The sequence below is a fragment of the Brevundimonas albigilva genome (assembly GCF_023503965.1).
In the GTDB taxonomy this organism is placed as follows: Bacteria; Pseudomonadota; Alphaproteobacteria; order Caulobacterales; family Caulobacteraceae; genus Brevundimonas; species Brevundimonas albigilva.
Genome location: NZ_CP097298.1, coordinates 2,931,748 through 2,955,660, shown reverse-complemented (window position 1 = coordinate 2,955,660; position 23,913 = coordinate 2,931,748). Strand labels below are relative to the sequence as shown.

23 protein-coding genes and 6 pseudogenes are annotated in these 23,913 nt (G+C 70.2%); 9 read left to right on the top strand and 20 right to left on the bottom strand.

Going from position 1 to position 23,913, the window contains the following annotated elements; translation table 11 throughout:
• Nucleotide 1 precedes the first annotated feature (1 nt).
• Together MU852_RS15610 and MU852_RS15605 are read right to left on the bottom strand one after the other, a co-directional pair.
• Nucleotides 2-1,275, bottom strand: a pseudogene (locus MU852_RS15610) (DUF389 domain-containing protein).
• Nucleotides 1,276-1,514: 239 nt separating this feature from the next.
• Nucleotides 1,515-1,727 carry a glycine zipper domain-containing protein gene (locus MU852_RS15605; protein ID WP_249750319.1) on the bottom strand — a complete coding sequence of 71 codons (213 nt, stop codon included), beginning with the start codon at nt 1,725-1,727 and terminating at the stop codon, nt 1,515-1,517.
• Between the two features lie 68 nt (nt 1,728-1,795).
• Between MU852_RS15605 and trxB the strand changes: the two are divergent.
• Nucleotides 1,796-2,802: pseudogene (gene trxB, locus MU852_RS15600) on the top strand (thioredoxin-disulfide reductase).
• Nucleotides 2,803-2,829: 27 nt separating this feature from the next.
• On the opposite strand, the gene MU852_RS15595 reads toward trxB, so the two are convergent.
• From MU852_RS15595 to MU852_RS15585, 3 genes are all read right to left on the bottom strand, one after another.
• Complete coding sequence (locus MU852_RS15595; protein WP_249750318.1) at nt 2,830-4,329, bottom strand: alginate export family protein; 1,500 nt, start codon at nt 4,327-4,329, stop codon at nt 2,830-2,832.
• A gap of 103 nt (nt 4,330-4,432) precedes the next feature.
• Nucleotides 4,433-5,704: an Nramp family divalent metal transporter gene (locus tag MU852_RS15590; RefSeq protein ID WP_249750317.1), complete on the bottom strand. Its 1,272-nt coding sequence runs from the start codon at nt 5,702-5,704 to the stop codon at nt 4,433-4,435.
• A gap of 170 nt (nt 5,705-5,874) precedes the next feature.
• Nucleotides 5,875-6,537 carry a dihydrodipicolinate synthase family protein gene (locus MU852_RS15585; protein ID WP_249750316.1) on the bottom strand — a complete coding sequence of 221 codons (663 nt, stop codon included), beginning with the start codon at nt 6,535-6,537 and terminating at the stop codon, nt 5,875-5,877.
• Between the two features lie 57 nt (nt 6,538-6,594).
• Between MU852_RS15585 and MU852_RS15580 the strand changes: the two genes are divergently transcribed.
• Nucleotides 6,595-7,530 carry a LacI family DNA-binding transcriptional regulator gene (locus tag MU852_RS15580; RefSeq protein WP_249750315.1) on the top strand — a complete coding sequence of 312 codons (936 nt, stop codon included), beginning with the start codon at nt 6,595-6,597 and terminating at the stop codon, nt 7,528-7,530.
• A gap of 63 nt (nt 7,531-7,593) precedes the next feature.
• On the opposite strand, the gene paoC is transcribed toward MU852_RS15580, so the two are convergent.
• The 5 genes from paoC to MU852_RS15555 all read right to left on the bottom strand — a co-directional run bounded on the left by paoC (nt 7,594) and on the right by MU852_RS15555 (nt 12,599).
• On the bottom strand, nt 7,594-9,627 hold the full coding sequence (paoC, locus tag MU852_RS15575; RefSeq protein ID WP_283843666.1) for an aldehyde oxidoreductase molybdenum-binding subunit PaoC: 2,034 nt from the start codon (nt 9,625-9,627) through the stop codon (nt 7,594-7,596).
• Nucleotides 9,628-9,781: 154 nt separating this feature from the next.
• Nucleotides 9,782-10,732 carry an FAD binding domain-containing protein gene (locus tag MU852_RS15570; protein WP_249750314.1) on the bottom strand — a complete coding sequence of 317 codons (951 nt, stop codon included), beginning with the start codon at nt 10,730-10,732 and terminating at the stop codon, nt 9,782-9,784.
• On the bottom strand, nt 10,729-11,373 hold the full coding sequence (paoA, locus tag MU852_RS15565) for an aldehyde dehydrogenase iron-sulfur subunit PaoA (RefSeq protein ID WP_249750313.1): 645 nt from the start codon (nt 11,371-11,373) through the stop codon (nt 10,729-10,731). The genes MU852_RS15570 and paoA overlap by 4 nt, the downstream gene beginning before the upstream one ends.
• Before the next feature lie 210 nt (nt 11,374-11,583).
• On the bottom strand, nt 11,584-12,450 hold the full coding sequence (locus MU852_RS15560) for a zinc-binding dehydrogenase (protein WP_249750312.1): 867 nt from the start codon (nt 12,448-12,450) through the stop codon (nt 11,584-11,586).
• Nucleotides 12,451-12,455: 5 nt separating this feature from the next.
• A complete protein-coding gene (locus tag MU852_RS15555) occupies nt 12,456-12,599 on the bottom strand; it encodes an alanine acetyltransferase (RefSeq protein ID WP_249750311.1) in 144 nt (47 codons plus the stop codon).
• A 223-nt stretch (nt 12,600-12,822) separates the two neighbouring features.
• Here MU852_RS15555 and MU852_RS15550 point away from each other — a divergent pair, with 223 nt between their 5' ends.
• Nucleotides 12,823-13,581 carry a carboxymuconolactone decarboxylase family protein gene (locus MU852_RS15550; protein WP_249750310.1) on the top strand — a complete coding sequence of 253 codons (759 nt, stop codon included), beginning with the start codon at nt 12,823-12,825 and terminating at the stop codon, nt 13,579-13,581.
• Between the two features lie 5 nt (nt 13,582-13,586).
• Here MU852_RS15550 and MU852_RS15545 read toward each other — a convergent pair whose 3' ends face one another.
• The 4 genes from MU852_RS15545 to MU852_RS15530 form a co-directional block, all read right to left on the bottom strand.
• Complete coding sequence (locus tag MU852_RS15545; protein WP_249750309.1) at nt 13,587-14,216, bottom strand: ATP-binding cassette domain-containing protein; 630 nt, start codon at nt 14,214-14,216, stop codon at nt 13,587-13,589.
• The gene (gene modB / locus MU852_RS15540; protein ID WP_249750308.1) at nt 14,213-14,905 is read right to left on the bottom strand and encodes a molybdate ABC transporter permease subunit; all 693 of its coding nucleotides are present in this window, start codon (nt 14,903-14,905) and stop codon (nt 14,213-14,215) included. The genes MU852_RS15545 and modB overlap by 4 nt, the downstream gene beginning before the upstream one ends.
• Entirely contained in the window at nt 14,902-15,666 is a 765-nt protein-coding gene (gene modA, locus MU852_RS15535) for a molybdate ABC transporter substrate-binding protein (RefSeq protein WP_249750307.1), read from the bottom strand. The genes modB and modA overlap by 4 nt, the downstream gene beginning before the upstream one ends.
• A 101-nt stretch (nt 15,667-15,767) precedes the next feature.
• The gene (locus tag MU852_RS15530; protein WP_249750306.1) at nt 15,768-16,667 is read right to left on the bottom strand and encodes a LysR family transcriptional regulator; all 900 of its coding nucleotides are present in this window, start codon (nt 16,665-16,667) and stop codon (nt 15,768-15,770) included.
• 88 nt (nt 16,668-16,755) lie between these two features.
• On the opposite strand from MU852_RS15530, the gene MU852_RS15525 reads away from it, so the two are divergent.
• The 5 genes and pseudogenes from MU852_RS15525 (at nt 16,756) to MU852_RS15510 (ending at nt 18,790) form a co-directional block, all read left to right on the top strand.
• Nucleotides 16,756-17,250, top strand: coding sequence for a (R)-mandelonitrile lyase (locus tag MU852_RS15525; RefSeq protein ID WP_249750305.1), 495 nt, complete (start codon nt 16,756-16,758; stop codon nt 17,248-17,250).
• 33 nt (nt 17,251-17,283) lie between these two features.
• Nucleotides 17,284-17,676, top strand: coding sequence for an XdhC family protein (locus MU852_RS15520; protein WP_249750304.1), 393 nt, complete (start codon nt 17,284-17,286; stop codon nt 17,674-17,676).
• A 160-nt stretch (nt 17,677-17,836) separates the two neighbouring features.
• Nucleotides 17,837-18,196: an XdhC family protein gene (locus tag MU852_RS15515; RefSeq protein WP_249750303.1), complete on the top strand. Its 360-nt coding sequence runs from the start codon at nt 17,837-17,839 to the stop codon at nt 18,194-18,196.
• Nucleotides 18,193-18,420 (top strand): annotated as a pseudogene (locus tag MU852_RS18330) (NTP transferase domain-containing protein); the annotation flags it as partial. The gene MU852_RS15515 and the pseudogene MU852_RS18330, both read left to right, overlap by 4 nt.
• Nucleotides 18,326-18,790, top strand: coding sequence for a nucleotidyltransferase family protein (locus MU852_RS15510; RefSeq protein ID WP_430641159.1), 465 nt, complete (start codon nt 18,326-18,328; stop codon nt 18,788-18,790). The pseudogene MU852_RS18330 and the gene MU852_RS15510, both read left to right, overlap by 95 nt.
• Here the strand turns inward: MU852_RS15510 and MU852_RS15505 are convergent.
• The 6 genes and pseudogenes from MU852_RS15505 to moaA form a co-directional block, all read right to left on the bottom strand.
• Nucleotides 18,774-19,970 carry a molybdopterin molybdotransferase MoeA gene (locus MU852_RS15505; RefSeq protein WP_249750301.1) on the bottom strand — a complete coding sequence of 399 codons (1,197 nt, stop codon included), beginning with the start codon at nt 19,968-19,970 and terminating at the stop codon, nt 18,774-18,776. The two genes, MU852_RS15510 and MU852_RS15505, sit on opposite strands and share 17 nt — an antisense overlap.
• Nucleotides 19,967-20,441, bottom strand: a pseudogene (gene moaC, locus MU852_RS15500) (cyclic pyranopterin monophosphate synthase MoaC). The gene MU852_RS15505 and the pseudogene moaC overlap by 4 nt, the downstream one beginning before the upstream one ends.
• A complete protein-coding gene (gene moaB, locus MU852_RS15495; protein ID WP_249750299.1) occupies nt 20,441-20,998 on the bottom strand; it encodes a molybdenum cofactor biosynthesis protein B in 558 nt (185 codons plus the stop codon). Before moaB ends, moaC begins: the two are co-directional and overlap by 1 nt.
• A pseudogene (locus MU852_RS15490) lies at nt 20,995-21,455 on the bottom strand (molybdenum cofactor biosynthesis protein MoaE). Before MU852_RS15490 ends, moaB begins: the two are co-directional and overlap by 4 nt.
• 2 nt (nt 21,456-21,457) lie before the next feature.
• A complete protein-coding gene (locus tag MU852_RS15485; RefSeq protein WP_249750298.1) occupies nt 21,458-21,676 on the bottom strand; it encodes a MoaD/ThiS family protein in 219 nt (72 codons plus the stop codon).
• 37 nt (nt 21,677-21,713) lie between these two features.
• Nucleotides 21,714-22,765 (bottom strand): annotated as a pseudogene (gene moaA, locus MU852_RS15480) (GTP 3',8-cyclase MoaA).
• Nucleotides 22,766-22,941: 176 nt separating this feature from the next.
• On the opposite strand from moaA, the gene MU852_RS15475 reads away from it, so the two are divergent.
• Entirely contained in the window at nt 22,942-23,910 is a 969-nt protein-coding gene (locus MU852_RS15475; protein ID WP_249750297.1) for an aldo/keto reductase, read from the top strand.
• Nucleotides 23,911-23,913 lie beyond the last annotated feature (3 nt).

Genomic DNA, 23,913 nt, shown 5'->3' with positions numbered 1-23,913 from the left:
GTCACGTCAGGGCGATGCGCGCCAGGTTGCGGTCGCCGGCGCGACACGCCGGCCCGTCTTCCGCCGCCACCGACACGCCCGTCGCCGCCAGTTCGGCCAGGAAGCGTTCGCGCGCGTCCGGCGGGGCGGTTTCGCCCTCCCCGACCGCCGGGGCCGGATCGGGCCGGCAGAACCGGAGGCGAGGCCGCGCCCGCCAGCGCGCCAGGGCCCAGGCGGCTTGGGCGCGGGCGTCGGCGTCGGCCAGATCGACCGTCTCCATTCCCTCCAGCGGCGGCGTGACCCAGACGTCCACGCCCTCGAACTTGGCTCTCAAGGCCTTCTCCAGGGCGAAGGCGCTGGACAGGTCCAGCCCCGCGTCGGGCCGCAGCAGCACCACCGCCCGGCGCCCCTCCCCGTCCACCATAAGGGCGTCGGTGGCGAAGGGGACCGAGTCCGACAGCCGGCCGCGCAGGGCCGCCACCGGGTCCGGCGCGGAGGCGGCGCTGGCCTGGACGGCGCGGGCCGCGGCCTGGGGATCGGCGACGACGATCTGGTCCAGCGTCGCCTCGACCGGCACGTGCAGCGCGGCGGTCAGCCGTTCCTGCAGACGCGCCTGGGCGTCGGCGACCAGGGCGCGCGTGCTGACCAGGGCCGAGACCGTGACCTTGTCGCCGTCCGCCCGCGCGTCCAGCAGAGTCACGCGCGAGTCGGCGCCGGAGAAGATGTCGTTGACCGCCAGCCGCGTCTCGGCCGTGGCCCGGCTCTCCAGCCCGATCGAGCGCAGCGACAGCGCCAGCGGGATCGACAGCAGCACGAAGACCACCACCACCGCCACGCCCCGCCACGGCGCAGGCCGTTCCAGCAGGCGGGGCCGAAAGCCGTAGAAGCCCGCCGTCAGCGTCGCGGCCAGGGCGATGGCCACCAGGTTGGTCATGAACAGGAAGACCGCGCCGCCCGCGATCCGCAGGTCGCCGGTGCCCAGGCCGAACCCCACGGTGGCCACCGGCGGCATCAGGGCGGTGGCGATGGCCACGCCGATGATGGTTTCCCCCTTTGCCGGATCACGGCGTAGGCGCCGGCGACGCCCGAGAAGACGGCGATCAGCAGGTCGAAGAAGTTGGGCCGCGTCCGCGCCAGGATCTCGCTGGTCGGCTCCTTCAGCGGCGACAGCAGGGTCAGCAGTATGGCCACCGCCAGGGCCAGGCCGACGCCGACCGCCAGCGCCTTGACCGCCCGCTTCAGCTCTTCCCAGTCCAGCAGCGCCAGGGAAAAGCCCAGCGCCACGATCGGCCCCATCATCGGCGAGACCAGCATGGCCCCAATCACCACCGCCGGCGACCCCAGCATCAGCCCCAGCGCCGCGATCGCCGCCGAGATCACCGTCATCATCAGATATCGGCCGGTCAGCCCGCCGTTGTCATAGACCGACAGGGCGACCACCGAATGGTCCACCCCCAGGCGGGCGGCGGCCAGGGCGCGTCGCGCGATGTTTCGTTTTCGCGGGCGGAGGCGGATTCGGTCTTCATGCAGCCAGACTAGCGAGCTTCGTCCGTCGGATCGCCCCCGGGCTTGTCGTCGTCCGATTTCGGCTTGCGGGCCGCCATGCCCGCCGAGCCGAGGCCCGCGCCGATGGCGACGCCGAGCGCGATCCCCAGCGCCAGATTGTCCAGCGCCAGGCCCAGGGCCACGCCGATGGCGACGCCCATGCCGATCCCGCCCGCGAAAAACGCCCCGCCCCTGTTCTTCATCCCCGACTCCTTCGTGACTGCGGCGACGATAGCATCGCGCGAAGCGGAATCAGCGCCTAAATAGGCGCATGAGCACGCCCCGTTCCGTCCGCCTCGCCATCATCGGTTCCGGCCCCGCCGGCTGGACCGCCGCCATCTACGCCGCCCGCGCCTCGCTGAACCCGGTGGTCATCGCCGGCCTGCAACCCGGCGGCCAGCTGACCATCACCACCGACGTGGAAAACTATCCCGGCTTCGCCGAGACGATCCAGGGGCCGTGGCTGATGGAGCAGATGCGCGCCCAGGCCCAGCATGTCGGGACCGAGGTGATCCACGACATCGTCGTGTCCGCCGACCTGTCCCAGCGGCCCTTCCGGCTGAAGCTGGACGGCGGCGACGAACTGCTGGCCGAGACGGTCATCATCTCCACCGGCGCCCAGGCCAAGTGGCTGGGGCTGGACTCCGAGGCGGCCTATCAGGGCTTCGGCGTCTCGGCCTGCGCCACCTGCGACGGCTTCTTCTATCGCGGCAAGGAAGTGGTCGTGGTCGGCGGCGGCAACACCGCCGTGGAAGAGGCGCTGTTCCTGACCAACTTCGCCTCCAAGGTCACCGTGGTCCACCGCCGCGACGAGTTCCGCGCCGAGAAGATCCTTCAGGACCGCCTGTTCGCCCATCCCAAGGTCGAGGTGATCTGGAACCATGCGGTGGAAGAGGTTGTCGGCGTCGTCGACGGCGTGGCCAGGAACGTCACCGGCGTGCGGCTGAGCACGTCCAGGACGGCTCCACGCGCCAAGTCCCGGCCGACGGCGTCTTCATCGCCATCGGCCACGCCCCGTCGTCGGAACTGTTCAAGGGCCAGCTGGAGACCAACAGCGGCGGCTATCTGCGCGTCACGCCCGGCACGGCGGCGACGGCCATCGAAGGCGTCTGGGCCGCCGGCGACGTGACCGACGACGTCTATCGCCAGGCCGTCACCGCCGCCGGCATGGGCTGCATGGCCGCGCTGGAAGCCAGCCGCTTCCTGGCCGAGGAAGACCACAAGAAGCAGGGCCATCCCATCAGCCACGCCGAGGCGGAGAAGATCGGGGTCTGGTGAGCCTGCCCCCGCCGCGCCGACGGTCGATCAGAAGCGGAAGTTGATCCAGGCGGTCAGATAGTCGGAACTGGCGTAGCCGGCGTCCTTCAGCACCGGTCCCGCCGCCAGATGTTCGTAACGGCCGATCAGGCTGGTGCGCGCCGAGACGTTGTGGGCCGCCTGCACGCGCCAGACCTCGCCGACGCGACGGCCGTCCACCGCCTGGGTCCCCGCATAGGGCAGGTCCGTGGCGCGATAGACCGCATCGCGCTCTGACGCCCGCCAGGTTCCCTGCACCTCGCCGCTCAGGGTCGTTCGCCCGCGGCGGATCGAGATGTTGGGCGCGACGGCGATCATGTTCACCGGGCCGAACACGTTCTGATAGCTGTAGAAGGTCGGCACCCCCTGGGGCGTGACCGCCGCGCGCAGGGTCCCATCGCCGTAGGACCCGCCGCCGGAGCCATAGTCGATCCTGACGCCCAGACGCGGCGCGCCGGCCCCGTCGCCCAGGCTGACGCTCTGCTGGGTGAAGACGTGCAGCGCCTCGATGCGCCGGTCGCCGAACCGTCCGGTCTGTCTGGCCACGGCCCAGTCGATGTTGGCGGGCCCCATCTCGCCCCACAGGCGGGCGCCGACATAGTCGCGCCTCTCGCGCGCGGTTTGCGCGCCCCACCGTCGATCGGCGTCGGTCGTGCGCCACACGAAGGGATCGAAGAACAGCTTGGACCCGCCGAACCAGTCGCGGGGGACCACCATCCCCGCGGTCACGCCCTGGAAGCGACGCGCATCGTCGGTGCGGTCGTCGTCGACGCCCCCGGTCCCCAGCTGCGTGGCCTTCAGGTCGAAGACGTCCGCCCTCCACCGGGCGCCGCGGACCCAGGCCCGGGCGCCGTTGAACGGCGTCAGGATCGTGGCGCCGTTGCGGGTGCTGATCAGATAGGGCGATCCGTCGATGAAGAATTGGCGCCCCAGCCGTGCGCCCAGTTCCAGGCCGCCAGCCTCGCCGCTGACATCGACGAACGCCTGCTGCACCACCAGGTCGTTGCGGATGGCCCCCACCGGATTGGGATCGTTGCGGCCGCCGGAGCCGCCATGCGCCACTTCGCCATAGGCGCGCAGGTGACGCCCCAGATGAAGGTCCGCGCCCCCGACCAGCCGCAGGGTGTCCAGGCGCTGGTCCGGCCGATCCAGCAGGCCCGGACCGGTCGTCAGCGCCGTGCGGGCGCGCATCTCGCCCGAAAGGCTCAGCCACACCGCGCCGTCTGCCGACAAAGGAATGAACTTCAGCCGGTCCAGCGCATCCTTGCGTCGGGCGGGATCGGCGTATGCGGACCAGTCCTCGGCCCAGCGCGCCTCGGCGTAGCCCGCCGCAACCGGTCCCACGCCGATCCCGGCCCGGGGATAGGGCGCCGCCGCAGGGCCCGCGCTCTCCTGCGCCAGGGCGGGACAGCCGATCAGCGGCAGGCTGGCGACCGCCAGGCCCAGGATCGGACGGTGGAACCGACGCGCGCGATCGCGCGCCGTGAAACGGAGAAGGGTCGTCTTCATGATGGAGGCCTTGAAAAGGGCCGCGCGCCGGGATCGTCGCCGGCCCAGCCGGGGCGACAGGCGGCGCGCGGGGATTCGGGTTCGCCGGTCGCCCGGCTCGACGTCAGCCGCCTGTCGCGCCGGTCAGTTTCAGCACCAGCAGAACGGTCGAGGCGCAGATCGACGCCAGGCCGACCGCCGCCAGGATGTTGTGCCACCACCGGTTCTTCAGCGCGCCCATCAGCCGGTTGTTGGCGGTCAGGACCAGAAGGACGCCCAGCAGGGGCGCCACCAGCACCGTCATGGCCTGGGCCAGGATGATCAGCTGAACCCGCGATCCCGGCGCAAAGGCCACGATCAGCACGCCGAACAGCAGCACCAGGCCGACCAGCGCCTTGGTCCGCAGGGACTCGAACGATCCGCCCCAGCCCAGGCCGTCGGACAGCAGGGTTCCCCCCGCCGTGGCGTTGGCGAGCATGGACGAGAAGGCGGCGCCGAAGAAGCCCAGGGTGAAGACATAGTAGCCGACCTGCCCGGCCAGCGGCTCGAAGATGCGCGCCAGTTGCGGCAGGGTCTCCACCCGTTGCCCGGTCTGTCCCAGGACCGCGGCCGCCACCATGATGACCAGCGCGGTCATGATCCCCGGCGCGACGATGCCGGGAATGGTGTCGGTCAGGGTCGCGTCCCGATATTGATCCGGCCGGGTCTTGTGGGCCTGGGTCGCATAGCTGGTGAAGAAGGCCGCGTTGATCGAGAAGTTGGTCCCGACCAGGGCGACGATCAGCAGTTCGCTGCCCGGCGGAAAACTGGGCATTCCGCCCGCCAGACCCGCGACCCAGTCCGGCCGGGCCATGAAGGCGCTGGCGACGAAGCCCACCGCCATGGTGGCCACCAGGCCGATCAGCAGGCGCTCGACCGTGCGAAACACGTTTCGGGCCAGCAGGATGAAGCCCACCGCCAGGCTGACCATCACCGTCCACAGCACGGCGTTGCCGCCGAACAGCATCGACAGCGCCAGGCCCGAACCGGCCGCGTTGCCCACCGAAAAGCACAGGGTGATGAAGAAGACGCCGAACCCGGCGGCGACGCCGGTCGGCTTGCCCAGGGTCTGTTTGATCGTGCCGATCATCGACAAGGGCGAGGCGATGCCGATGCGCACGCTCATGTCGGTGAAGGCGATCATCAGCACCGTCGACAGCACGATGACCCAGATCAGGGCGTAGCCGAAGGCGCTGCCGGCCTCGATCGCCGAGGTCAGATTGCCGGGCCCGAACTGCCAGGCGCCGGCGATGAAGGCGGGGCCGACCAGGGCCAGCTTGGCCAGCAGCGTCCTGGACGGGGCCTTGCGGGGCTCCGCCACGGCCGCGGCCTCGGGGAGCACGTCACGATGCGACATGACTTTACCTTTCTGGCGGGGTGGCCCTCGACCATCCTCGCCGGGTGTTTCTTCCCAGGCGCCGTGACACTTCTGACGGGGCATCGGCGCGGTGATAGGCTTGTCGGGCCCGGTCACGCCAGGCCTGAAAGCGAAGCAGCCCCCGCGCCGGACGACGCGGGGGCTGATCCTTATTCGGCGGCGATCGCGGAGGATCCGACCGAGCCGACGCCGGCGGCGTCGAACGCTTCGAAAATCTGGCGCTCGGCGGCCTCGCCCAGGTTCTTCAGCGGCTCGCGGATCGTGGCGTGATCCAGAACGCCGCGCTTCACCAGGCCCAGCTTCAGGGCGACGGTGCCCTCCATATGCGAGCCGCGGTGATACACCGCCCTGGTGATCGGCAGCAGCTGCTCGAAGATGCGGCGCGCCTCGGGATAATCCTGCGCCTTGCCGGCCGCGATCAGTTGGACCAGCAGTTCCGGCGCGATGTTGCCATAGCCGACCAGCAGGCCGTCGACGTCGAACATCGTGGGCAGCAGCCATTCGTCGTGGCACGACAGCACCTGTAGTTCCGGCGCGGCCTTCTTCAATTCGGGGATTTCGACGTACCAGCGCTTCATGTTGCGCACGCCGTTCTTGGTGGCGACGACGCCCTCCTGGGTGGCGATGTCGATCTGAGTGTCCAGGTCATAGGACGCCTTGGTCGCGTCGGGATACTGGAACAGGATGCATTGCAGGCCGGACTCCTGCCAGATCGCCTTGTAGCGGTCCTGCGGCGCGCCCTTCTGAAGCCGAAACGCAGCCAGCCGTGGTTCGGATAGACCAGGGCGCCGGTCGCGCCCGCGGCCTTGCACGCCTTGGCCTCTTCGGCCGCGACGCGGGTGCCCTCGCCGGTGATGTCGAAAAGCAGCGTGTCGCGGTTCCTCGACGAAGGCTCTCCGTCCGATACCGAGGCCGCGCGCCTGGTGCGCCGCGTCGCGACGGAACTGGGCTATGTCCGCGACGTCTCGGCCGCCAACCTGCGGCGCGGGTCCACGGGCACGATCGGCGTGATCGTGCCGCGCCTGACCGACACGGTCATGGCGATGCTCTACGAATCCCTCGCCCATGCCGCGGCTCAGTCGGGGCGGTTCACCATCGTCGCCACGACCAATGACGATCCGGTCGCCAATCAGCGGGCGGCGGAGATGTTGATGGCGCGGGGCGTCGACGGCCTCGTCCTGGCGACGACACGAACCGGGGATGGCCTGGCCGAACGGCTTGCGGCCCAAGGCGTCCGCTTCGTTCTCGCCCTTCGGACCGATGGGGTGCACCCCTCCTCCGTCGGCGACGACCGCCTGGGCGGCTATCTGGCGACGCGCCACCTGATCGACCTCGGCCACAGCCGGATCGGCGTGGTCGCGGGCCCCAGCGACGCCTCCAGCGCGGCGGGGCGGGTGGAGGGCTATCGCGCGGCGATGGACGAGGCCGGCCTGTCGGTGCGCCCCGAGTGGGTCGTGCCCTCCAGCTTCAGCCTGGAGGCCGGCAACCTGGCGGCGCGTGAGTTGATGACCCTAGCCGATCGGCCCACCGCCCTCTTCGCCATCAACGACAACACCGCGCTGGGCGCCCTGTCAGCCCTGGCCCAGCAGGGGCTGTCCGTTCCCGGCGACATTTCCGTGGTGGGCTACAACGACATCCCGCTGGTCAGCCACCTGCCCACGCCGCTGACCACGGTAAGGACGCCGTTCGGCCAGATCGCCGCCACGGCCATGGAACTGCTGACCCAGGCCGACACGCCGGGCGCCCCCGCGGTTCGCCGCGCCACCCCTTCGCTCATTCCCCGCCAGTCGACGCGCCGCCTTTAGGCCCTCGCGCGTCTCACGCTCGCGTCGTCGTCCCTCGCCTTGACGATTGCGGTCTCAGGCCTTTCACGCCAGCTCCGGCAATCGATCCAGATACTTGTCCAGGGTGACGGGATATTCGCGGATTCGCACGCCGGTTGCGTTATGGATCGCATTGGCGACCGCCGCCCCGACGCCGCACAGGCCCAGCTCGCCCACGCCCTTGGCCTTCATCGGCGAGGACAGCTCATCCGCCTCTTCGAGGAAGACAACCTCCTGGTGCGGGATGTCGGCGTGCACCGGCACCTCATAGCCCGCTAGGTCGTGGTTGACGAAGAAGCCCAGGCGCTTGTCGACGACCAGTTCCTCCATCAGGGCGCCGCCGACGCCCATGGTCATGGCGCCGATGACCTGGCTGCGGGCGGTGGTCGGATTGAGGATGCGGCCGGCCGAACAGACCGCCAGCATGCGGCGGATCTTGGTCTGGCCCGTGTACATGTCGACCGCGGCCTCCACGAAATGGGCGGCGAAGGTGCCGTACTCGTACTGCTGGGTGAAATCGCCGAACTCGATGGCGTCCTCGGCGACGATTTCGCCGTCGCGCGCGGCGCTGGCCAGGGTCGCCGACCGGCGGCCGTCCCGGACCCGGCCGTCGCTGAAGACGGCGCCGCCGGGGTCGTAGCCCAGCTTCTGCGCCACGGCTTCGCGCAGCTTGACGCAGGCGGCGTATGTGCCCGACGTCGAACTGTTGGCGCCCCACTGGCCGCCCGATCCGGCGGCCGACGGGAAGGCGGAATCGCCCAGTCGCATCTCCACCCTATCGAGGGGCACGCCCATCGTCTCGGCCGCAGTCTGGGCCATGATGGTGTAGGAGCCCGTGCCGATGTCCGTCATGTCGCTCTCGACGATGATCCGGCCCTCCGGCGTCAGGCGGACCCGGGCGCCCGACTTCATCGTGGGGCTGCCGCGATAGCCGCCCGCCATGCCCAGGCCCACCAGCCAGCGCCCGTCGCGCGTGGCGCCCGGCGCGGCGCGGCGCGACCAGCCGAACCGCTCGGCGCCCTGGGTCAGGCATTGAACGAACTGTCGCTTCGAGAACCGCTTCTCGGGGTTCATCGGATCGACCTGGGTGTCGTTCATTATGCGGAACTGGACGGGGTCGATCCCCAGCTTCTCGGCCATCTCGTCCATGGCGATCTCCAGCGCCATCAGACCCGGCGCCTCGCCCGGCGCGCGCATGGCGTTGCCTTCGGGCAGGTCCAGTTCGGCCAGCCGGACGCGGGTGCGGATGGCGTCGCTGGCGTAGAACAGTTTGGTCTGGGCGGTTCCGTTCTCGGGGCCGCCGCCGGGAAGATCGCCGCTCCAGTTGTCGTGCCCGATCGCCAGGATCTTGCCGTCGCGGTTCGCGCCGATGCGGATCCGCTGGATGGTGGCCGGGCGGTGCGTGGTGTTGTTGCCCATGAACGGGCGCGGAAGCGCGACCTTGACCGGCCGTCCCACCTCGCGCGCCGCCAGGGCCGCCAGCAGCACGTCCGCGCGGAGGAACAGCTTTCCGCCGAAACCGCCGCCGATGTAGGGCGACGAGATCCGGACCTTTTCGGCCGGCACGCCCAGGGTGCGCGCCAGATCGCCCTTGCCCCAGGTGATCATCTGGTTGGAGGTCCAGACGAACAGCTCGTCGCCGTTCCAGGTCGCGATGGAGGCGTGCGGCTCCATCATGGCGTGGCTCTGATCCGGCGTGTGATAGGTCTCGTCCAGCTTGACCGGGGCGTCGGCGAAGGCGGCGTCGAAGTCTCCCGTTTCGGCGTCCTTGACGTCCTTGGCCTCGGTCGCGGTCTCCCGCTGGGCTTCCAGGTCGAAGCGCCCGCGCGCGCGGACGTAGGAGACCTTCAGGCGGGCGGCGGCTGCGCGCGCCTGCTCGAACGTCTCGGCCACCACGACCGCGATCGCCTGGTGATAGTGCTGGATATCGGGTCCGCCCAGCAGACGGGCGGTGTTGTACTGGCCCTTCTCCAGCTCGCCGGCGTTTTCGGCGGTCACCACGCCAAGCACGCCAGGCGACGAACGCGCCGCCTGGGTGTCGATGGCGCGAATGCGACCCTTGGCGATCGCCGAGCCCACGACATAGCCATAGGCGGCGTTCTCGACTCCTCCCGATGCTCATAGGCGTAGGGCGCACGGCCCGTCACCTTCAGCGCGCCCTCCACGCGGGAATGGGGACGTCCGACGACCTTCATCTGGTCGATGGCGTTTGTTTCGGCGGCCCGTTCGAACTTCATGCCCTCGCCTCCGCCAGCACGCCCGCCAGGGTGCGTTCGGCCAATGTGATCTTGAACCCGTTCTGATCGGTGGTCTTCGCGCCTTCGAACACGCGCGACGCCACCGCCTTGGCGCCGGACGGCATGGCCGCCTCCGCCGCCTCGACCCGCCACGGTTTCGGCGCGACGCCGCCGAAGGCCGCGCGGCCGGACCCGTCCGGCTGGACCACGGCGGCGACGGACACCAGGGCGAAGGCGTAGGACGACCGGTCCCGGACCTTGCGATAGACCTGGCGGCCGCCGATGGGCCGCGGCAGGACGACCGCGGTGATCATCTCTCCTGGCTGCAGGTTCGTTTCCAGGTGCGGCGTCTCGCCCGGCAGGCGATGCAGGTCCGCCACGGGCAGGCGGCGCGTCTCGCCTTGGGGCGTGACCGTCTCGACCGTCGCGTCCAACACTCGCATGGCCACCGCCATGTCGCTGGGATGGGTGGCGATGCAGGCGTCGCTGACGCCGACCACGCCCAGCTGGCGGGTGAAGCCGCCGATGGCCGAGCAGCCCGAGCCGGGCTCGCGTTTGTTGCACGCCTGATCGGTGTCGTAGAAATAGGGGCACCGCGTCCGCTGAAGCAGGTTGCCGCCGGTGGTGGCCTTGTTGCGCAACTGGCCCGAGGCGCCCGCGACGATGGCGCGGGTCAGCACACCATAATCGCGGCGGACACGCCGGTCGCTGGCCAGGGCCGTGTTCGACACCAGGGTCCCGATCCGCAGACCGCCGTCGCGCGTCTCCTCGATCCGGTCCAGTCCGGTGTCCTGCACATCGACCAGATGGACCGGCGTCTCGATCTCCAGCTTCATCAGGTCCAGCAGATTGGTGCCGCCGGCGATGAACTTGGCGCCGGGCCGGGCCGCCACGACGGCGGCGGCCTCCTGCGGCGTGCGGGCGCGCTCGTAGCTGAAGGCTCTCATGCCCGGACCCCCGCGACGTCCGCCATGGCCTCGGCGATGTTGGAATAGGCGCCGCAGCGGCAGATGTTGCCGCTCATGCGCTCGCGCATTTCATCGGTGGTCATCGGGGGCCGACCGGCGATGTCGTCCTGGACGTGACTGGGCACGCCGTCGCGCATCTCCTGCAGCACGGCCACGGCCGAGCAGATCTGCCCCGGCGTGCAATAGCCGCACTGATAGCCGTCATGCTTGACGAAGGCCGCCTGCATCGGATGCAGATCCTCGGGCGAGCCCAGGCCCTCGATGGTGACCACCTCGTCGCCCTGGTGCATCACCGCCAGAGACAGGCACGCGTTGATGCGCTGTCCGTTGACGATCACCGTGCAGGCCCCGCACTGACCATGATCGCACCCCTTCTTGGCGCCGTTCAGATCCAGGTGTTCGCGAAGGGCGTCCAGCAGCGTGGTTCGCGTGTCTAGCTGCAGCGACATCTCCCGACCGTTGACCTGGAAGCTGACCGGCAGGGTGGTGGCGGCCACCGCTGGCGTCGCCGAGGCTTGCGCCTCCTGGGCGCCGGCGGGCATGGCGGCCAGGGCCGCGGTCCCCGCGCCGCCCAACAGAATGCCGCGTCGCGAGACGTCCGGCTCCAAGATGTCACGCATAAGCATCAGCCCTCCAGAAGCCGCTTCCTGATATTCCATCGCGCCAGGCAACCCCGATGCGAGTTGCGAATGGTTATTACTTGCCAAATCTACTGGCCCATCTGCGCGAGAACTTGCCGACCATAATGCACAGCTCGGCAAATCGTCTCACACGCAACCATGATCATCGCCCAATGCTCCCATGAGAGCGCCTCATGAGATCAGCGGGGTTCAGACGCGCAGCAGAGTCTTGATCGCCCGTCGCTCATCCATCGCCTTGTAACCTTCCGACACATCGGCGATCGGGATCTGCAGATCGAAGACCTTGCCGGGATCGATCTCGCGACGAAGCACGAGGTCCATCAGATGCGGCAGGAAACGCCGCACCGGCGCCGGACCGCCCAGCATGTTGCGCTGGGCGAAGAACAGCTGCTGTCCGTCGAACGTCACGCCATGCGGAACGCCCACATAGCCGATCGACCCGCCGGGCCGCGTGCTCTCCAGCGCCTGCGACATGGACTCCTGGGTGCCGACGCATTCCAGCACGGAGTCCGCCCCGACGCCGCCGGTGAGATCCTTGATCACCCGGGCTCCCTCGGCCCCGCGCTCGGACACGATGTGGGTCGCGCCGTATTCCAGCGCCAACGCCTGCCGGGGCTTGTGGCGGCTCATGGCGATGATGCGTTCGGCCCCCATCTGCTTGGCCGCCAGCACCCCCATCAGGCCGACCGCGCCGTCACCGACGACGACCACCGATGACCCGGGCCGAACCCGCGCGGCGTCCGCCGCATACCATCCGGTGCCCAGCACGTCGGAGACCGCCAACAGACTGGGGATCAGATCGTCGTCGGGCATGCCGTCCGTGGCGACGAGGGTGCCGTCCGCCAGGGGAACGCGGGCATACGGCGCCTGGGCGCCGGTCATGAACTCGACCTGTTCGCAGGACGACTGGAAGCCGTGGCGACAATGCGGACAGGTGTTGTCCGAAAGGCAGAAGGAGCCAACGACGAACTGCCCCGGCTTGACCGTCTTCACCGCCTCGCCGACGGCGACGACGACGCCGCAATATTCATGGCCCATCTGCAAGGGCTGCGACACGGCGTTCAGCCCCCGATAGGCCAGAGGTCCGAGCCGCAGATGCAGCTCGCCGACAGCTTGATGATTGCGTCGGTCGGCTTCTGGATGACGGGTTCGGGGACATCCTCGTAACGGACATCGCCCGGTGCATGGAGCACGGTGGCCAGCATGACGGTTCCTTTCGTGATGAAGCGCCGATCGGGCGGCTCGGTCGAGCGATCCTAGGCCCGCGCCTCTGTTGCGATTAGTCAATCAACAACGCAGGCCGCTATGAGCAGCATTCATAATGGACGGGCTGGTTCCATGAGCCGTGCTTCTGGCTCCATGCAGTTCCGCGTCTCTAAACCGAGCGGCCCACCGGCCCTAGATTGAGGGCGTCAGCCGGAGGTCACCATGAAACTGTTCGCCGCCCTCGCCGCCGCCGCGGTCTTCTCTCCCGTCGAAGGCGGGGCGCAGCCGCGCCGTCCCAGCGTCGCGCCGCCCCAGGTCCACGACGTGGCGCCGGCGTTGGCGCAATACACGGACGTCGTCCTGTTCGGGGACATGTGGGAACGCGAGGCGCTGTCGAAGCGCGACCGCAGCCTTGTCACCGTCTCCGCCCTGGTCGCCGGCGGCCACGTCGACCAGATGCGCAGCCACATGGGAAGGGCGCTGGACAACGGCGTGACGCCCGTCGAACTGTCCGGGGTCATCACCCACCTGGCCTTCTACGCCGGTTGGCCGCGCGCCATGTCCGCTGTCGGGGTCGCGAACGGCCTGCTGACGGACCGGGGCCTGACGCCGATTTCGCCCGGGACCGAAAAGCTCCCGTTCGATCCCCAGGCCGACGCGCCGCGCGCCGCGTCGGTGCAGGCCTCGACCGGACCGGTCGCGCCGGGCCTTGCCGCATACACCAATGAAATCCTGTTCGAAGACCTCTGGCTGCGCACCGATCTGACGCCCCGCGATCGCAGCGTGGTCACCCTGGTCGCGCTGATCGTCAACGGTCAGGCTGAGCAACTGCCTTTTCATCTCGACCGGGCGCTCGACAACGGCGTGACCCGCTCCGAGGTCGGAGAGATGATCACCCACTTGGCCTTCTACGCCGGATGGCCCCGGGCGATCTCTGCGGTCAACGCGGTCAGCGCCGTTTACGACACGCGGCCAGAGTAGCGCCGTCAGACCACCCGTCCGTCGCGCAGTTCGACGACATGGTCGGTGAGTTGCTCGACGTCGCGGGCGTCGTGGGACACCAGGATCAGCGGCACGCCGGTCTCGTCCCGCAGGCGCTGAAGATTGCCTGTCAGCCGGGCTCGCCGCTCGTCGTCCAGGCCGGTGAAGGGCTCGTCGAGCAGCAGCAGCCGGGGGCGGGGCAGCAGCGCCCGGGCCAGGGCCGCGCGGCGCGCCTCGCCCCCCGACAGCGAGCGGGGCCGGCGGTCTTCGAAGCCGGCGAGATCGACCAGCGCCAAGGCCTCCGCCGTCGACATCGGCGCGGCGGCGTACCGCGCGCCGAACGCCACATTGGCTCCGACGGACAGGTGCGGGAACAGCCGACCGTCCTGGAAGACGTAACCCACCCCGCGCATGAGCAGGGGATCGAGGCGCGTCGCCGTATCGACCACCGCGCGCCCGTCGACCGCCAGACGGACCTCGGCGCGCGGCGCCAGCCCCGCCAGCGCCTGAAGCAGCGTCGTCTTGCCGGCCCCGGAGCGCCCGACGATCGCGAGCGTGGACGACGCCGCCTGGACCTGGACGTCCAGCTCGAAGTCGTCCCGGCGCGCGCGTACGCGAAAGTCCAGGCCGCTCATCGACGGCGCTCCAGCAGACGGCGGTTGATGGCCTCCGTGACGAACAGGGCGACCACCGAGATCACGATGGACAGGATCGCCAGCCGGAACGCGGCCCCTTCCCCGCCGGCGCGCTGAAGGGCGATGTAGATGGCCACGGGCAAGGTCTGGGTCTCGCCGGAGATGGCGCCCGCGAAGGTGATGGTGGCGCCGAACTCTCCGAACGCCCGCGCGAAGCCCAGCAGGGCGCCGGACACCAGGCCCGGCATGGCCAGCGGCAGGCTGACGCGAACGAACACCTGCCACGGCGGCGCGCCGAGCGTGGCCGCCGCCTGTTCGAGGTGCGGATCGATCGCCTCGAAGGCCAGGCGCAGCGGTCGCACGACCAGCGGCAGGGCCATCACGGCGGCGGCCACGGCGGCGCCCGTCCAGTGAAAGGCCAGCGTGACGCCGAACATCGCCTCCAGCGCCCGACCGACGGGGCCGCGCGCGCCGAACACCGTCAGGAGGACAAGACCGACCACCACCGGCGGCAGCACCAGGGGCAGGTTGATCATCGCCTCCACCAGCCATTTGCCCGCAAACCGCTTGCGCGCGAGAACCCAGCCCAGGGCGGCCGCTGGAACGATGACGCCAAGCAGGGCCGCGCTCGCCACCCGCAAGGAAAGCGTCAGCGCCTCGATCTCGAAGGACGACAGAGGCGCGATCACGGCGCCGCGACGGGCTCGAAACCATGCGCGCGAAAGATCTGGCCCGCCCGGGGCCCGCGCAGATACTCCAGGAAGGGTCGCGCCGCCGCCGCGCCCTTCGGCGTCAGGGCGGCGGGATAGACGATGTCCGGCTGCTCCGCGGCGGGGGGCTCCAGCAGGACGCGCAGATCAGGCGTCCCCTCCGCGTCGCTGCGATACACGATCCCCAGCGGCGCCTCGCCCCGCTGGACGAACGTCCGCACCGCCCGCACGTCGGTCGCGGTGGCGAGCCGGGGCTGCAGCGTCTCCCAAAGCCCGCGGCCCTGCAGCCATTCCCGTGCATAGGCGCCGGCGGGCACGCTGTCGGGATCGCCGATGGCCACCCGCCCCTGCCCCTCCGCCAGGGCGGACAGCGGATCCCCCATGTCCGGCGCGTCGGCCCGCGCGATCACCACGAGACGATTGCGGAGCAGGTCGATGCGGCTGTCGCGTTCGATCCGTCCCGCGTCCGACAGGCGATCCATCCACGGCCGGTCGGCCAGCACCACGGCGTCCGCCGGGGCGCCCGCCTCGATCTGTCGCGCGACCGACCCGCTGGCGGCGAAGGAAAAGCGCACCGCTTGCCCCGTTTCGTCCTCCCAGGCGCGGCCGATCTCGCCAAGCGCGTCGCTCAGCGACGCCGCGGCGAAGACGGTCAGGGGCGGCCGCTCCGCCGGCTGGCCGGGCGAACACGCGGCCAGAGCCAGCAGGCCCGCCAGCAGGATGTGGTGGAAGATGCGCAAGGAACCGTCCCTTTTCTTCCGGCTTTCCGGACCGCCAATCTGACGCGTTCGTCGCCGGTCGCCCATGCCGCCGTTCTGAACGCCGCCATGAGACCGCCTCATCACCGAACCCGATGACGCAGGGCGTCGACCACCGCGACAAAGGCGGGCGAGGCCTGGCGCCGACTGGGATAATAGAGGTGAAAGCCCGTGAACGGCTCGCACCAGTCAGACAGCACGCGCACCAGCCGACCGGCGTTGATGTCCGGCTGTACGATATCCAGCGGGATATAGGCCAGTCCGAACCCGTCCAGCGCCGCCTGGCGGATCTGCTGTATGCCGTTGAAGACAAGCTGACCCTCCACGCGCACGTTGACGCTCTGTCCGGCCTTGTCGAACTCCCAGGCGTAAAGGCCGCCATAGGTCGGCATGCGCATGTTGATGCAGTTGTGGGCCAAGAGGTCCTGCGGGTGGCGGGGCGGATCGCGCCCCTTGAGATAGTCCGGCGAGCCCACGATGCCGATCTCGGCGTCCGGGCCGATGCGGACGGCGATCATCTCCTTGGCGATGGCCTCGCCATATCGAACGCCGGCGTCGTAGCGCTCGGCCACGATGTCGGTGAAGCCGTAGTCGACGATCAACTCGACCTTGATTTCCGGGTACTGTTTCAGCACCGGCTGCAGCTTCGGCCACAGCAGGCTGTCGATCGCGTGATCCGATGCGGTGATCCGGACCGTGCCGGAGGGGCGATCGCGCAGAGAGCCCAGGGCGGCGATCCCGGCCTCGATCTCCTCGAAATGGAGCCCGACGGACTCGATCAGCCGCTCGCCGGCCTCGGTCGGCGCGACGCTGCGGGTGCTGCGGGTCAAAAGGCGCAGGCCCAGGCGCTCCTCCAGGCCGCGGATGGTGTGGCTGAGCGCGGACTGGGTGACGCCCAGCTGGGACGCGGCGCGGGTGAAGTTGCGTTCGCGCGCCACCGCCAGGAAGGCGGCGATGTCGCTGAGGTCGTTACGGCGTGGCATTCATGAAGCCTACTCACAAAGGCAAGCGCGATCCATGGCCTAGTCGTCGCACCGATAGCCTGAGACCCTTCCCGCCAAGGAGATCCGCATGTCCCATCGCCTGTCCCTAATCGCCGCCGCCGTCCTCGGCGCCGCCACCCCCGCCGTCGCGCAGGAGGCGTCCGACACCGTCACGGTCAGTCGTCCCGGCGACCGTCCATCGACACGGGGGCCCGCCTCCCGCTTCACCGGGGCGGTGCGGGTGGACCCGGCCTTCGAGCCCCAGGGGGCGGTCCGCGTCTCCGGCGCCTATGTCACCTTCGAGCCCGGCGCACGCACGAACTGGCACGCCCATCCGCAGGGTCAGACCCTGGTGGTCACGGCGGGCCGGGGCTGGGTCGCCGCGTGGGACGGCGCGCCGCTCGAGATCCGCACCGGCGACGTGGTCCGCATTCCGCCCGGCGTCAAACACTGGCATGGCGCCAGCGCCGGCGCGGCCATGACCCACCTGGCGATCCAGGAAAATCCGGAAGGCGAGGACGTCGACTGGATGGAGCCCGTCGATGACGCCCGATATCCCAGGTCCGCCGAAGTCGACCGCTGACACGTCCCTCCGCGCGTATTAGGCTGACGCTGGATGACTGACTGGTACCCGGCCGGGCTTGAGGACGACATGCGTCCGCGCATGTTCGCGGCGGCCGACGCGGGCCAGCCCTTCGCCCTGGTCACCATCGTGGCGGCCCAGGGCGGCGGGCCGCGCGGCGTCGGCGCCCAGATGGTGGTCACCGCCGACGACATGGGCGGCTTCCTTTCGGGGGCTGCATCGAAGCCGACGTGGCGCTGCATGCCCGCGACGTCCTGGAAAGCGGCCAGGTCGTTCGGCTGGTGTACGGCGAAGGCAGCCCGTTCGTGGACACCCGCCTGCCCTGCGGCGGCCGGCTTGACCTTCAGGTGGAGCGGTTCACGCCGGACGACCCCCTGCTGGCCGACCTGCGAGCGGCGCGGGATCATCGCCGGCTGGCGACCCTGACGTCGGACCAGGGGCGTCGCGATCTCGTTCCCGGCGACGTCCAGCGCCCCGACCGTCTGCGGGCCTATGCGCCGTCCCAGCGCCTTATCGTCATCGGCGCCGACGCCTTCGCCCTGGCCATCGCGGAGGAAGGCGCGCGCCAGGCTGGGAAACGGTTTTCGTGCGGCCGAACGGACCGGAAGCGCCCCCGCCGCTCGCCGCCGCCTATCTGCGCGACGCCCCGGCGGCGGCGCTGGAACGCCTCGGCTGCGACCGCTGGACGGCCGTCGCCATCGCCACCCACGACGCCGATCTCGACCACCAGGCGATCAAGGCGGCCCTGGCCACGGACGCCGGCTATGTGGGGGTGCTGGGCTCGCGCCGCCGCCTGCCCGATCGTCTCGATCGGCTCCGGTCCGACGGCGTCCCCGACGACGCCCTGGCCAGGCTGAAGGCCCCCATCGGCCTTCGGATCGGCGCGCGCGCGCCACGCGAAGTCGCGGTGTCCGTGGTCGGCGAGATCATCGGCGCGCGCGGGTGAGCCGCCACGCCATCGTTCTGGCGGCGGGCGCGGGGCGGCGCTTCGGCGGCGGCAAGCTGGTCGCGCCGTGGCGGGGCGAGCCCTTGATCCGGCGGCCCGTGCGCACGGCGCTGGCCGCCCGCGTCGCCGATGTCGTGGTCGTGCTGGGCTCGGGCCGCGAGGCGGTCGCGACCGCCCTGCAGCCCCTTGCCGATGCGCGCCTGCGCGTCGTCGTCGCCGACGACTGGTCGACCGGCATGGCCGCATCGCTGCAAGCCGGCCTGCGCGCCCTTTCCCGAAAGCGCGACATCGGTCTGCATCCTGCTCGGCGACATGCCCGGCGTGCCCGCCGGCCTGGTCGACGCCCTGCTGGACCGCATCGACGCCGGCGCGCCCGCGGCGCGACCCGTCCATCCGGACGGCCCCGCCCATCCCGTCGCCTTCGCGCGCTCTACGTTCGCCCAGCTGATGACGCTGAAGGGGGACGCGGGCGCCCGGTCCGTGCTGCAGCGCCTGGGCGGCGACCTCGCCCTCGTGCCGATCGACGACCCCGGCGTGGTCTTCGACATCGACCGGCCGGACGATCTGGACGCCGCCGTCAGCTGGGTCGGATGACCTCGACGATCTCGCCGGCGACCGCCGCCGGCGCACCCGGCGGGCGCCGCACCAGGGCGTCGGCCTGGGCCATCACGCTGACCAGCGACGAATCCTGATTCGAGAAGGGCCAGGCCAGCAGGCGTCCCTCGGCCCCGACCTCCAGCCGCGCCCGCATATAGTGGTCGCGCGGCCCATTGGCGGGCAGATCGACCGCCAGGGCGGCGCTGTCGCGTCGCGGCGTCGGCGCCCCGCCCTGCAGACCCGCGATCAGGGGCGCCAGGAAAAGCTCCGCGCAGACAAGGGCGGAGGCCGGGTTGCCCGGCAGCCCCAGCACGATCCGGCCGTCGGGCAGAACGGCGAACCACACCGGCTTGCCGGGCCGCATCGCGCACCCTTCGACGATCATTTCGGCGCCCAGCGCGCGCAGCGCTGGCTTGACGCGGTCATGGTCCCCGACCGAAGCGCCGCCCACCGCCACCAGAAGATCGAACGCCGCGCCGGTCACGGCCGAACGGATCGCCGCCTCGTCGTCCCTGGCCGGCGGCAGGGCCGTCGGGCGCGCGCCGCAGCGGGCGGCGAAGGCGGCCAGCGCCGGGCCGGCGGAGTTGAAGATCTGGTGATCCGCGATCGGCCGACCCGGCTCCACCAGCTCGTCGCCGTTGGGCAGCAGGGCGACGCGCGGCCGCCGGCCGCAGCGGACGGCGCCGACGCCCGCGGACGCGGCCAAGGCCAGCCTCCAGGGATTCAGCCGCACCCCGGCCGACAGCAGCACGTCTTCCGCCTTGAAGTCCCCGCCGCGCGGCCGCACCCAGGCGGGATCGGCGCCGGCTTCGCCCAGGATCACCGCGTCGCCCTGGCGGGTCGCCTTCTCCTGAATGACGACGGCGTCGGCCCCCTCGGGCATCGGCGCGCCGGTGAATATCCGAGCGGCCTCTCCAGGGTTCAGCCTGAAATCGACCGACCCGCCGGCGGCGCTTTCGCCCACGATGCGCAGGCGCGCGCCGGGTCGGACATCCGTCCCCCTCACCGCCCATCCGTCCATCGCCGAGGCGTCGAACGGCGGCTGGTCGCGACGGGCCGCGACCGCCTCGGCCAGCCACCGCCCATCGGCCTCGCCCAAGCCCACCGTCTCTTCGTCCAGCGGCGCTGTCCGCGCCAGCATTCGGGCCAGCGCCGTATCGACATCCGGCAGGGTCACGGACGAACCCAATCGCCAGACGCGCCGCCGGACTTGCTGACCAGGCCGACGCCCTCGATCGTCATGCCGCGATCGACGGCCTTCAGCATGTCGTACAGCGTCAGCAGGGCCACGCTGACGGCGGTCAGGGCCTCCATCTCGACGCCGGTCTGACCGGATGTCTTCACCCGGGCCGTCGCCTGCAGGCCCGAGCCGTCGTCGAGCGGCTCCACGCTGACCTTGACCGACGTCAGCATCAGCGGATGGCACATCGGGATCAGGTCGCCGGTCCGCTTGGCCGCCATCACCCCGGCGATTTCCGCCACGGCGCGCACGTCCCCCTTCTTGCCGCCGCCGGACAAGGCGGTCTGAAGGGTTTGCGCCTGCATCCTGAGCCGCCCCGCGGCCACGGCTTCGCGCGCTGCTCGCCTTGTCCGACACGTCCACCATTCGGGCGCGGCCGTCGGCGTCGATATGAGTCAGGTCGGGCATCAGCGTTCCAACAGGCGGGGCATGATCTCGACGAGATTGCAGGGCTTGTGCCGGCTGTCGAGCTGCCAGCGGATGACCTTGTCCCATCCGTCCCGAACCGCGCCGTTCGAGCCCGGCAGGCAGAAGACGAAGACTCCGCCGATCACGCCCGCCGTCGCCCGCGACTGCAGGGTGGACAGGCCGATCGACTGGTAGCTGACCTGATGGAACACGACGGAGAACCCTTCGATCCGCTTGTCGAACAGCGGCTCCAGGGCCTCGGGCGTGACGTCGCGGCCGGTCAGGCCGGTGCCGCCGGTGGTGATGATCGCATCGACCCCTCCGCCCTCGATCCAAGACCGCACCTGGGTCCGGATGGCCTCCACGTCGTCGGGGACCAGGGTCTTTCCCGCCACCTCGTGACCGGCGGCCTCGATGCGTGCGGCCAGGATGGCGCCGGAGGTGTCGCTGTCCTCGTCGCGCGTGTCGGACACGGTCAGCACCGCGATGCGAACCGGCCGGATGTCGCCTTCGATCAATCGTCCGCCGGGCGCCGGCAGGGTGTCGGTGTTGGTCATTCGTCTTCCTTGTCCGTCCAGCGTTCCAGATCGCGATGGTCCTGGTCCCGCGCCTCGATCCAGCGCGCGCCGTCCGGCCCCTCTTCCTTCTTCCAGAAGGGTGCCCGGGTCTTGAACTGGTCCATCAGATAGTCGCAGGCCTCGAAGGCCGCCCGGCGATGCCGCGCGGCCACCGCCACGAAGATGATCTGCTCGCCCACGCCCACCGCGCCCCACCGGTGGACCGCCAGGATGTCCTGGACGTCGAAACGCTGCCGCGCCTCGGCCTCGATTTCCCGCATCACCGCCTCGGTGAAGGTCGGATAGGCCTGAAGCGTCAGTCGATCCACGGCGGCGCCGGGCGCCCCGCCCGCGTCAGGCCCACGAAGCTGACCACCGCGCCGGTCTGGTCTCGATCCTTGCAGAAGGCGTCCAGCAGGCGGCCGACGTCCAGCGCGTCTTGGGTGATGGAAATCATCTTCAGCCGCCGCTGACCGGCGGGCCGAAGGCGACCTCGTCGCGCGGCGCAAGGAGATGGTCGTCCGGACGCAGGCTGTGCGGCAGGAGCGTATCGTTGACGATGACCAAGGTGCTCGGCGACGACAGACGCGCCGCAAGACCTGGGTCGGATCCCGCGACCTGGATCCTCAGCGCGCCCAGCGTGTCCGCCGCGACCTCGCGCTCGGTCCAGCCGGCCATGTCCCCGAACGCGCCGAAAAGCAGAACTCGCGCCATCTCAGCCTCCGGTCATCGACATGGGTCGGGCGACGGCCGGCGCCGCGCCGCGCCGCTCGATCCGAAAATCGTGGCCTTCCGGCTTTAGGCCGATTCCCGAACGGATCGCCGCCCGCAGAGGCCGGTCGTCGTCGGGGTGATCGCGCAGGGCGTCGCGCAGATCCACGGCGTGATCCTGACCCAGGCACAGATACAGCCGCCCCGTGCAGGTGACGCGCACGCGATTGCAGCTTTCGCAGAACATATGACTGAGCGGCGTGATGAACCCCAGCAGGCCGCCGGTCTCCGCAACGCGGACGTAGCGGGAAGGCCCGCCTGTCCGGTGCGCGACGGGCGTCAGGGTCCACGTCTGCTCCAGACCGCGCCGCACCTCCGCCAGGCTGAGATACTGATCCATGCGATCGGCCTCGATCTCGCCCAGCGGCATGGTCTCGATCAGGCTGATGTCGATGTCGCGCTCATGCGCCCACCGGATCATGTCGGGCAGTTCGTCCGCATTGTCGTCGCGAAGCGCCACGGCGTTCAGCTTGATCCGCAGGCCGATTGCACGGGCGGCCTCGATCCCCGCCAGCACCTTGCCCAGGTCGCCGCCGCGCGTGATCCGGCGATAGGCGTCCGGGTTCAGGGTGTCGATCGAAACGTTGACGCGGCGGACGCTGGCGCGGAACAGGCCCTCGGCATGGTCGGCGAGGAGCGTTCCGTTCGTCGTCAGCGTCAGCTCCTCCAGGCGCCCCGACCTCAGATGCCGGCCCACGCCCTGGACAAGATCCATGAAGCCCCGGCGCACCAGGGGCTCTCCCCCGTCAGCCTGATGCGGCGAGCGCCCAGGTCGACGAAGGCCGTGCACAGGCGGTCCAGCTCCTCGATAGTCAGCAACTCGGCCTTCGGCAGGAACGTCTGCCGCTCCGCCATGCAATAGACGCAGCGCAGGTCGCATCGGTCCGTCACCGACACGCGCACATAGTCTATGGCCCGGCCGAACGGATCGACCAGCCTGTCGCGGACGGCGGTGGCGTGCTGCGCATTGATGATCAAGGTCATTCCGAGACACATAACGCGCGAAGCCGCCATTCGTCAGGGGCGACCTCCTGATCGGCGTCATGAGCCGCCTTCACCATGGTTCGGGCGTCTTTCATGAGCAGGATTGATGAGCGCAAGAAGCTTCAGGCGCCTAACGCATGCATGAGCCAGCGCTCATCTTGGCCTCTTGGATATCGCAGGAGAACGCCATGAAAACCCGCACGCTGGGCGCCGCCGGCCCCGAAGTGTCCGCCCTCGGCTTTGGCTGCATGGGCCTGGACTTCGGTTACGCCCACAAGGTCACCAAGGCCGAAGGCGTCGACCTGATCCGCCAGGCGGCGGATCTGGGCGTGACCTTCTTCGACACCGCCGAGGTCTATGGCCCCTTCACCAATGAGGAGATGGTCGGCGCGGCCCTGGCGCCGGTTCGCGATCAGGTCGTGATCGCCACCAAGTTCGGCTTCGACATCCAAGACGGCAAGCAGGCCGGCTTGAACAGCCGTCCCGAGCACATCAAGGCGGTGGCCGAGGCCTCTCTGAAGCGCCTGGGCACGGACGTGATCGACATCTTCTACCAGCACCGGGTCGATCCGAACGTGCCGATCGAAGACGTGGCCGGGGCGGTCAAGGATCTGATCGCCGAGGGCAAGGTGCGTCACTTCGGCCTGTCGGAGCCGGGCGCCGAGACCGTGCGTCGCGCCCACGCCGTCCAGCCGGTGGCCGTGTTGCAGAACGAATATTCGCTGTGGACGCGCGGCCCGGAAACGAACGGCATCCTGGAAGCGTGTGAAGAGCTGGGCATCGGCCTGGTGCCCTACAGCCCGCTCGGCAAGGGTTTCCTCACCGGCGCCATGTCCAAGGACACCCGGCTTGACGAAGGCGATTTCCGGGCGGGACTGCCTCGGTTCCAGGCGGAGGCGATGGCGAAGAACCAGGCCCTGGTGGATCTGATCCGCCGGATCGCAGGCGCGCACGACGCCACGCCGGCGCAGGTCGCCCTGGCCTGGCTGCTGGCGCAGAAGCCCTGGATCGTGCCGATCCCCGGCACGACCAAGCGGCACCGCCTCCAGGAAAATCTGGCCGCGGCCGATCTGGAGCTGACCGCCGAAGACGTGGCCGAATGGGTCGCGCCGCCGACGAGATCGGCGTCGAGGGAGAGCGTTATCCGCCGCACCTGATGG

Excerpts from the sequence above, each read along its gene's own strand:
- MU852_RS15605 (WP_249750319.1), bottom strand. The coding sequence starts at position 1,727 with ATGAAGAACAGGGGCGGGGCGTTTTTCGCGGGCGGGATCGGCATGGGC.
- MU852_RS15595 (WP_249750318.1), bottom strand. The coding sequence starts at position 4,329 with ATGAAGACGACCCTTCTCCGTTTCACGGCGCGCGATCGCGCGCGTCGG.
- MU852_RS15590 (WP_249750317.1), bottom strand. The coding sequence starts at position 5,704 with ATGTCGCATCGTGACGTGCTCCCCGAGGCCGCGGCCGTGGCGGAGCCC.
- MU852_RS15570 (WP_249750314.1), bottom strand. The coding sequence starts at position 10,732 with ATGAGAGCCTTCAGCTACGAGCGCGCCCGCACGCCGCAGGAGGCCGCC.
- paoA (WP_249750313.1), bottom strand. The coding sequence starts at position 11,373 with ATGCGTGACATCTTGGAGCCGGACGTCTCGCGACGCGGCATTCTGTTG.
- MU852_RS15555 (WP_249750311.1), bottom strand. The coding sequence starts at position 12,599 with ATGCTGGCCACCGTGCTCCATGCACCGGGCGATGTCCGTTACGAGGAT.
- MU852_RS15550 (WP_249750310.1), top strand. The coding sequence starts at position 12,823 with ATGAAACTGTTCGCCGCCCTCGCCGCCGCCGCGGTCTTCTCTCCCGTC.
- MU852_RS15545 (WP_249750309.1), bottom strand. The coding sequence starts at position 14,216 with ATGAGCGGCCTGGACTTTCGCGTACGCGCGCGCCGGGACGACTTCGAG.
- MU852_RS15530 (WP_249750306.1), bottom strand. The coding sequence starts at position 16,667 with ATGCCACGCCGTAACGACCTCAGCGACATCGCCGCCTTCCTGGCGGTG.
- MU852_RS15525 (WP_249750305.1), top strand. The coding sequence starts at position 16,756 with ATGTCCCATCGCCTGTCCCTAATCGCCGCCGCCGTCCTCGGCGCCGCC.
- MU852_RS15520 (WP_249750304.1), top strand. The coding sequence starts at position 17,284 with ATGACTGACTGGTACCCGGCCGGGCTTGAGGACGACATGCGTCCGCGC.
- MU852_RS15510 (WP_430641159.1), top strand. The coding sequence starts at position 18,326 with ATGTCGTGGTCGTGCTGGGCTCGGGCCGCGAGGCGGTCGCGACCGCCC.
- moaB (WP_249750299.1), bottom strand. The coding sequence starts at position 20,998 with ATGACCAACACCGACACCCTGCCGGCGCCCGGCGGACGATTGATCGAA.
- MU852_RS15485 (WP_249750298.1), bottom strand. The coding sequence starts at position 21,676 with ATGGCCGGCTGGACCGAGCGCGAGGTCGCGGCGGACACGCTGGGCGCG.
- MU852_RS15475 (WP_249750297.1), top strand. The coding sequence starts at position 22,942 with ATGAAAACCCGCACGCTGGGCGCCGCCGGCCCCGAAGTGTCCGCCCTC.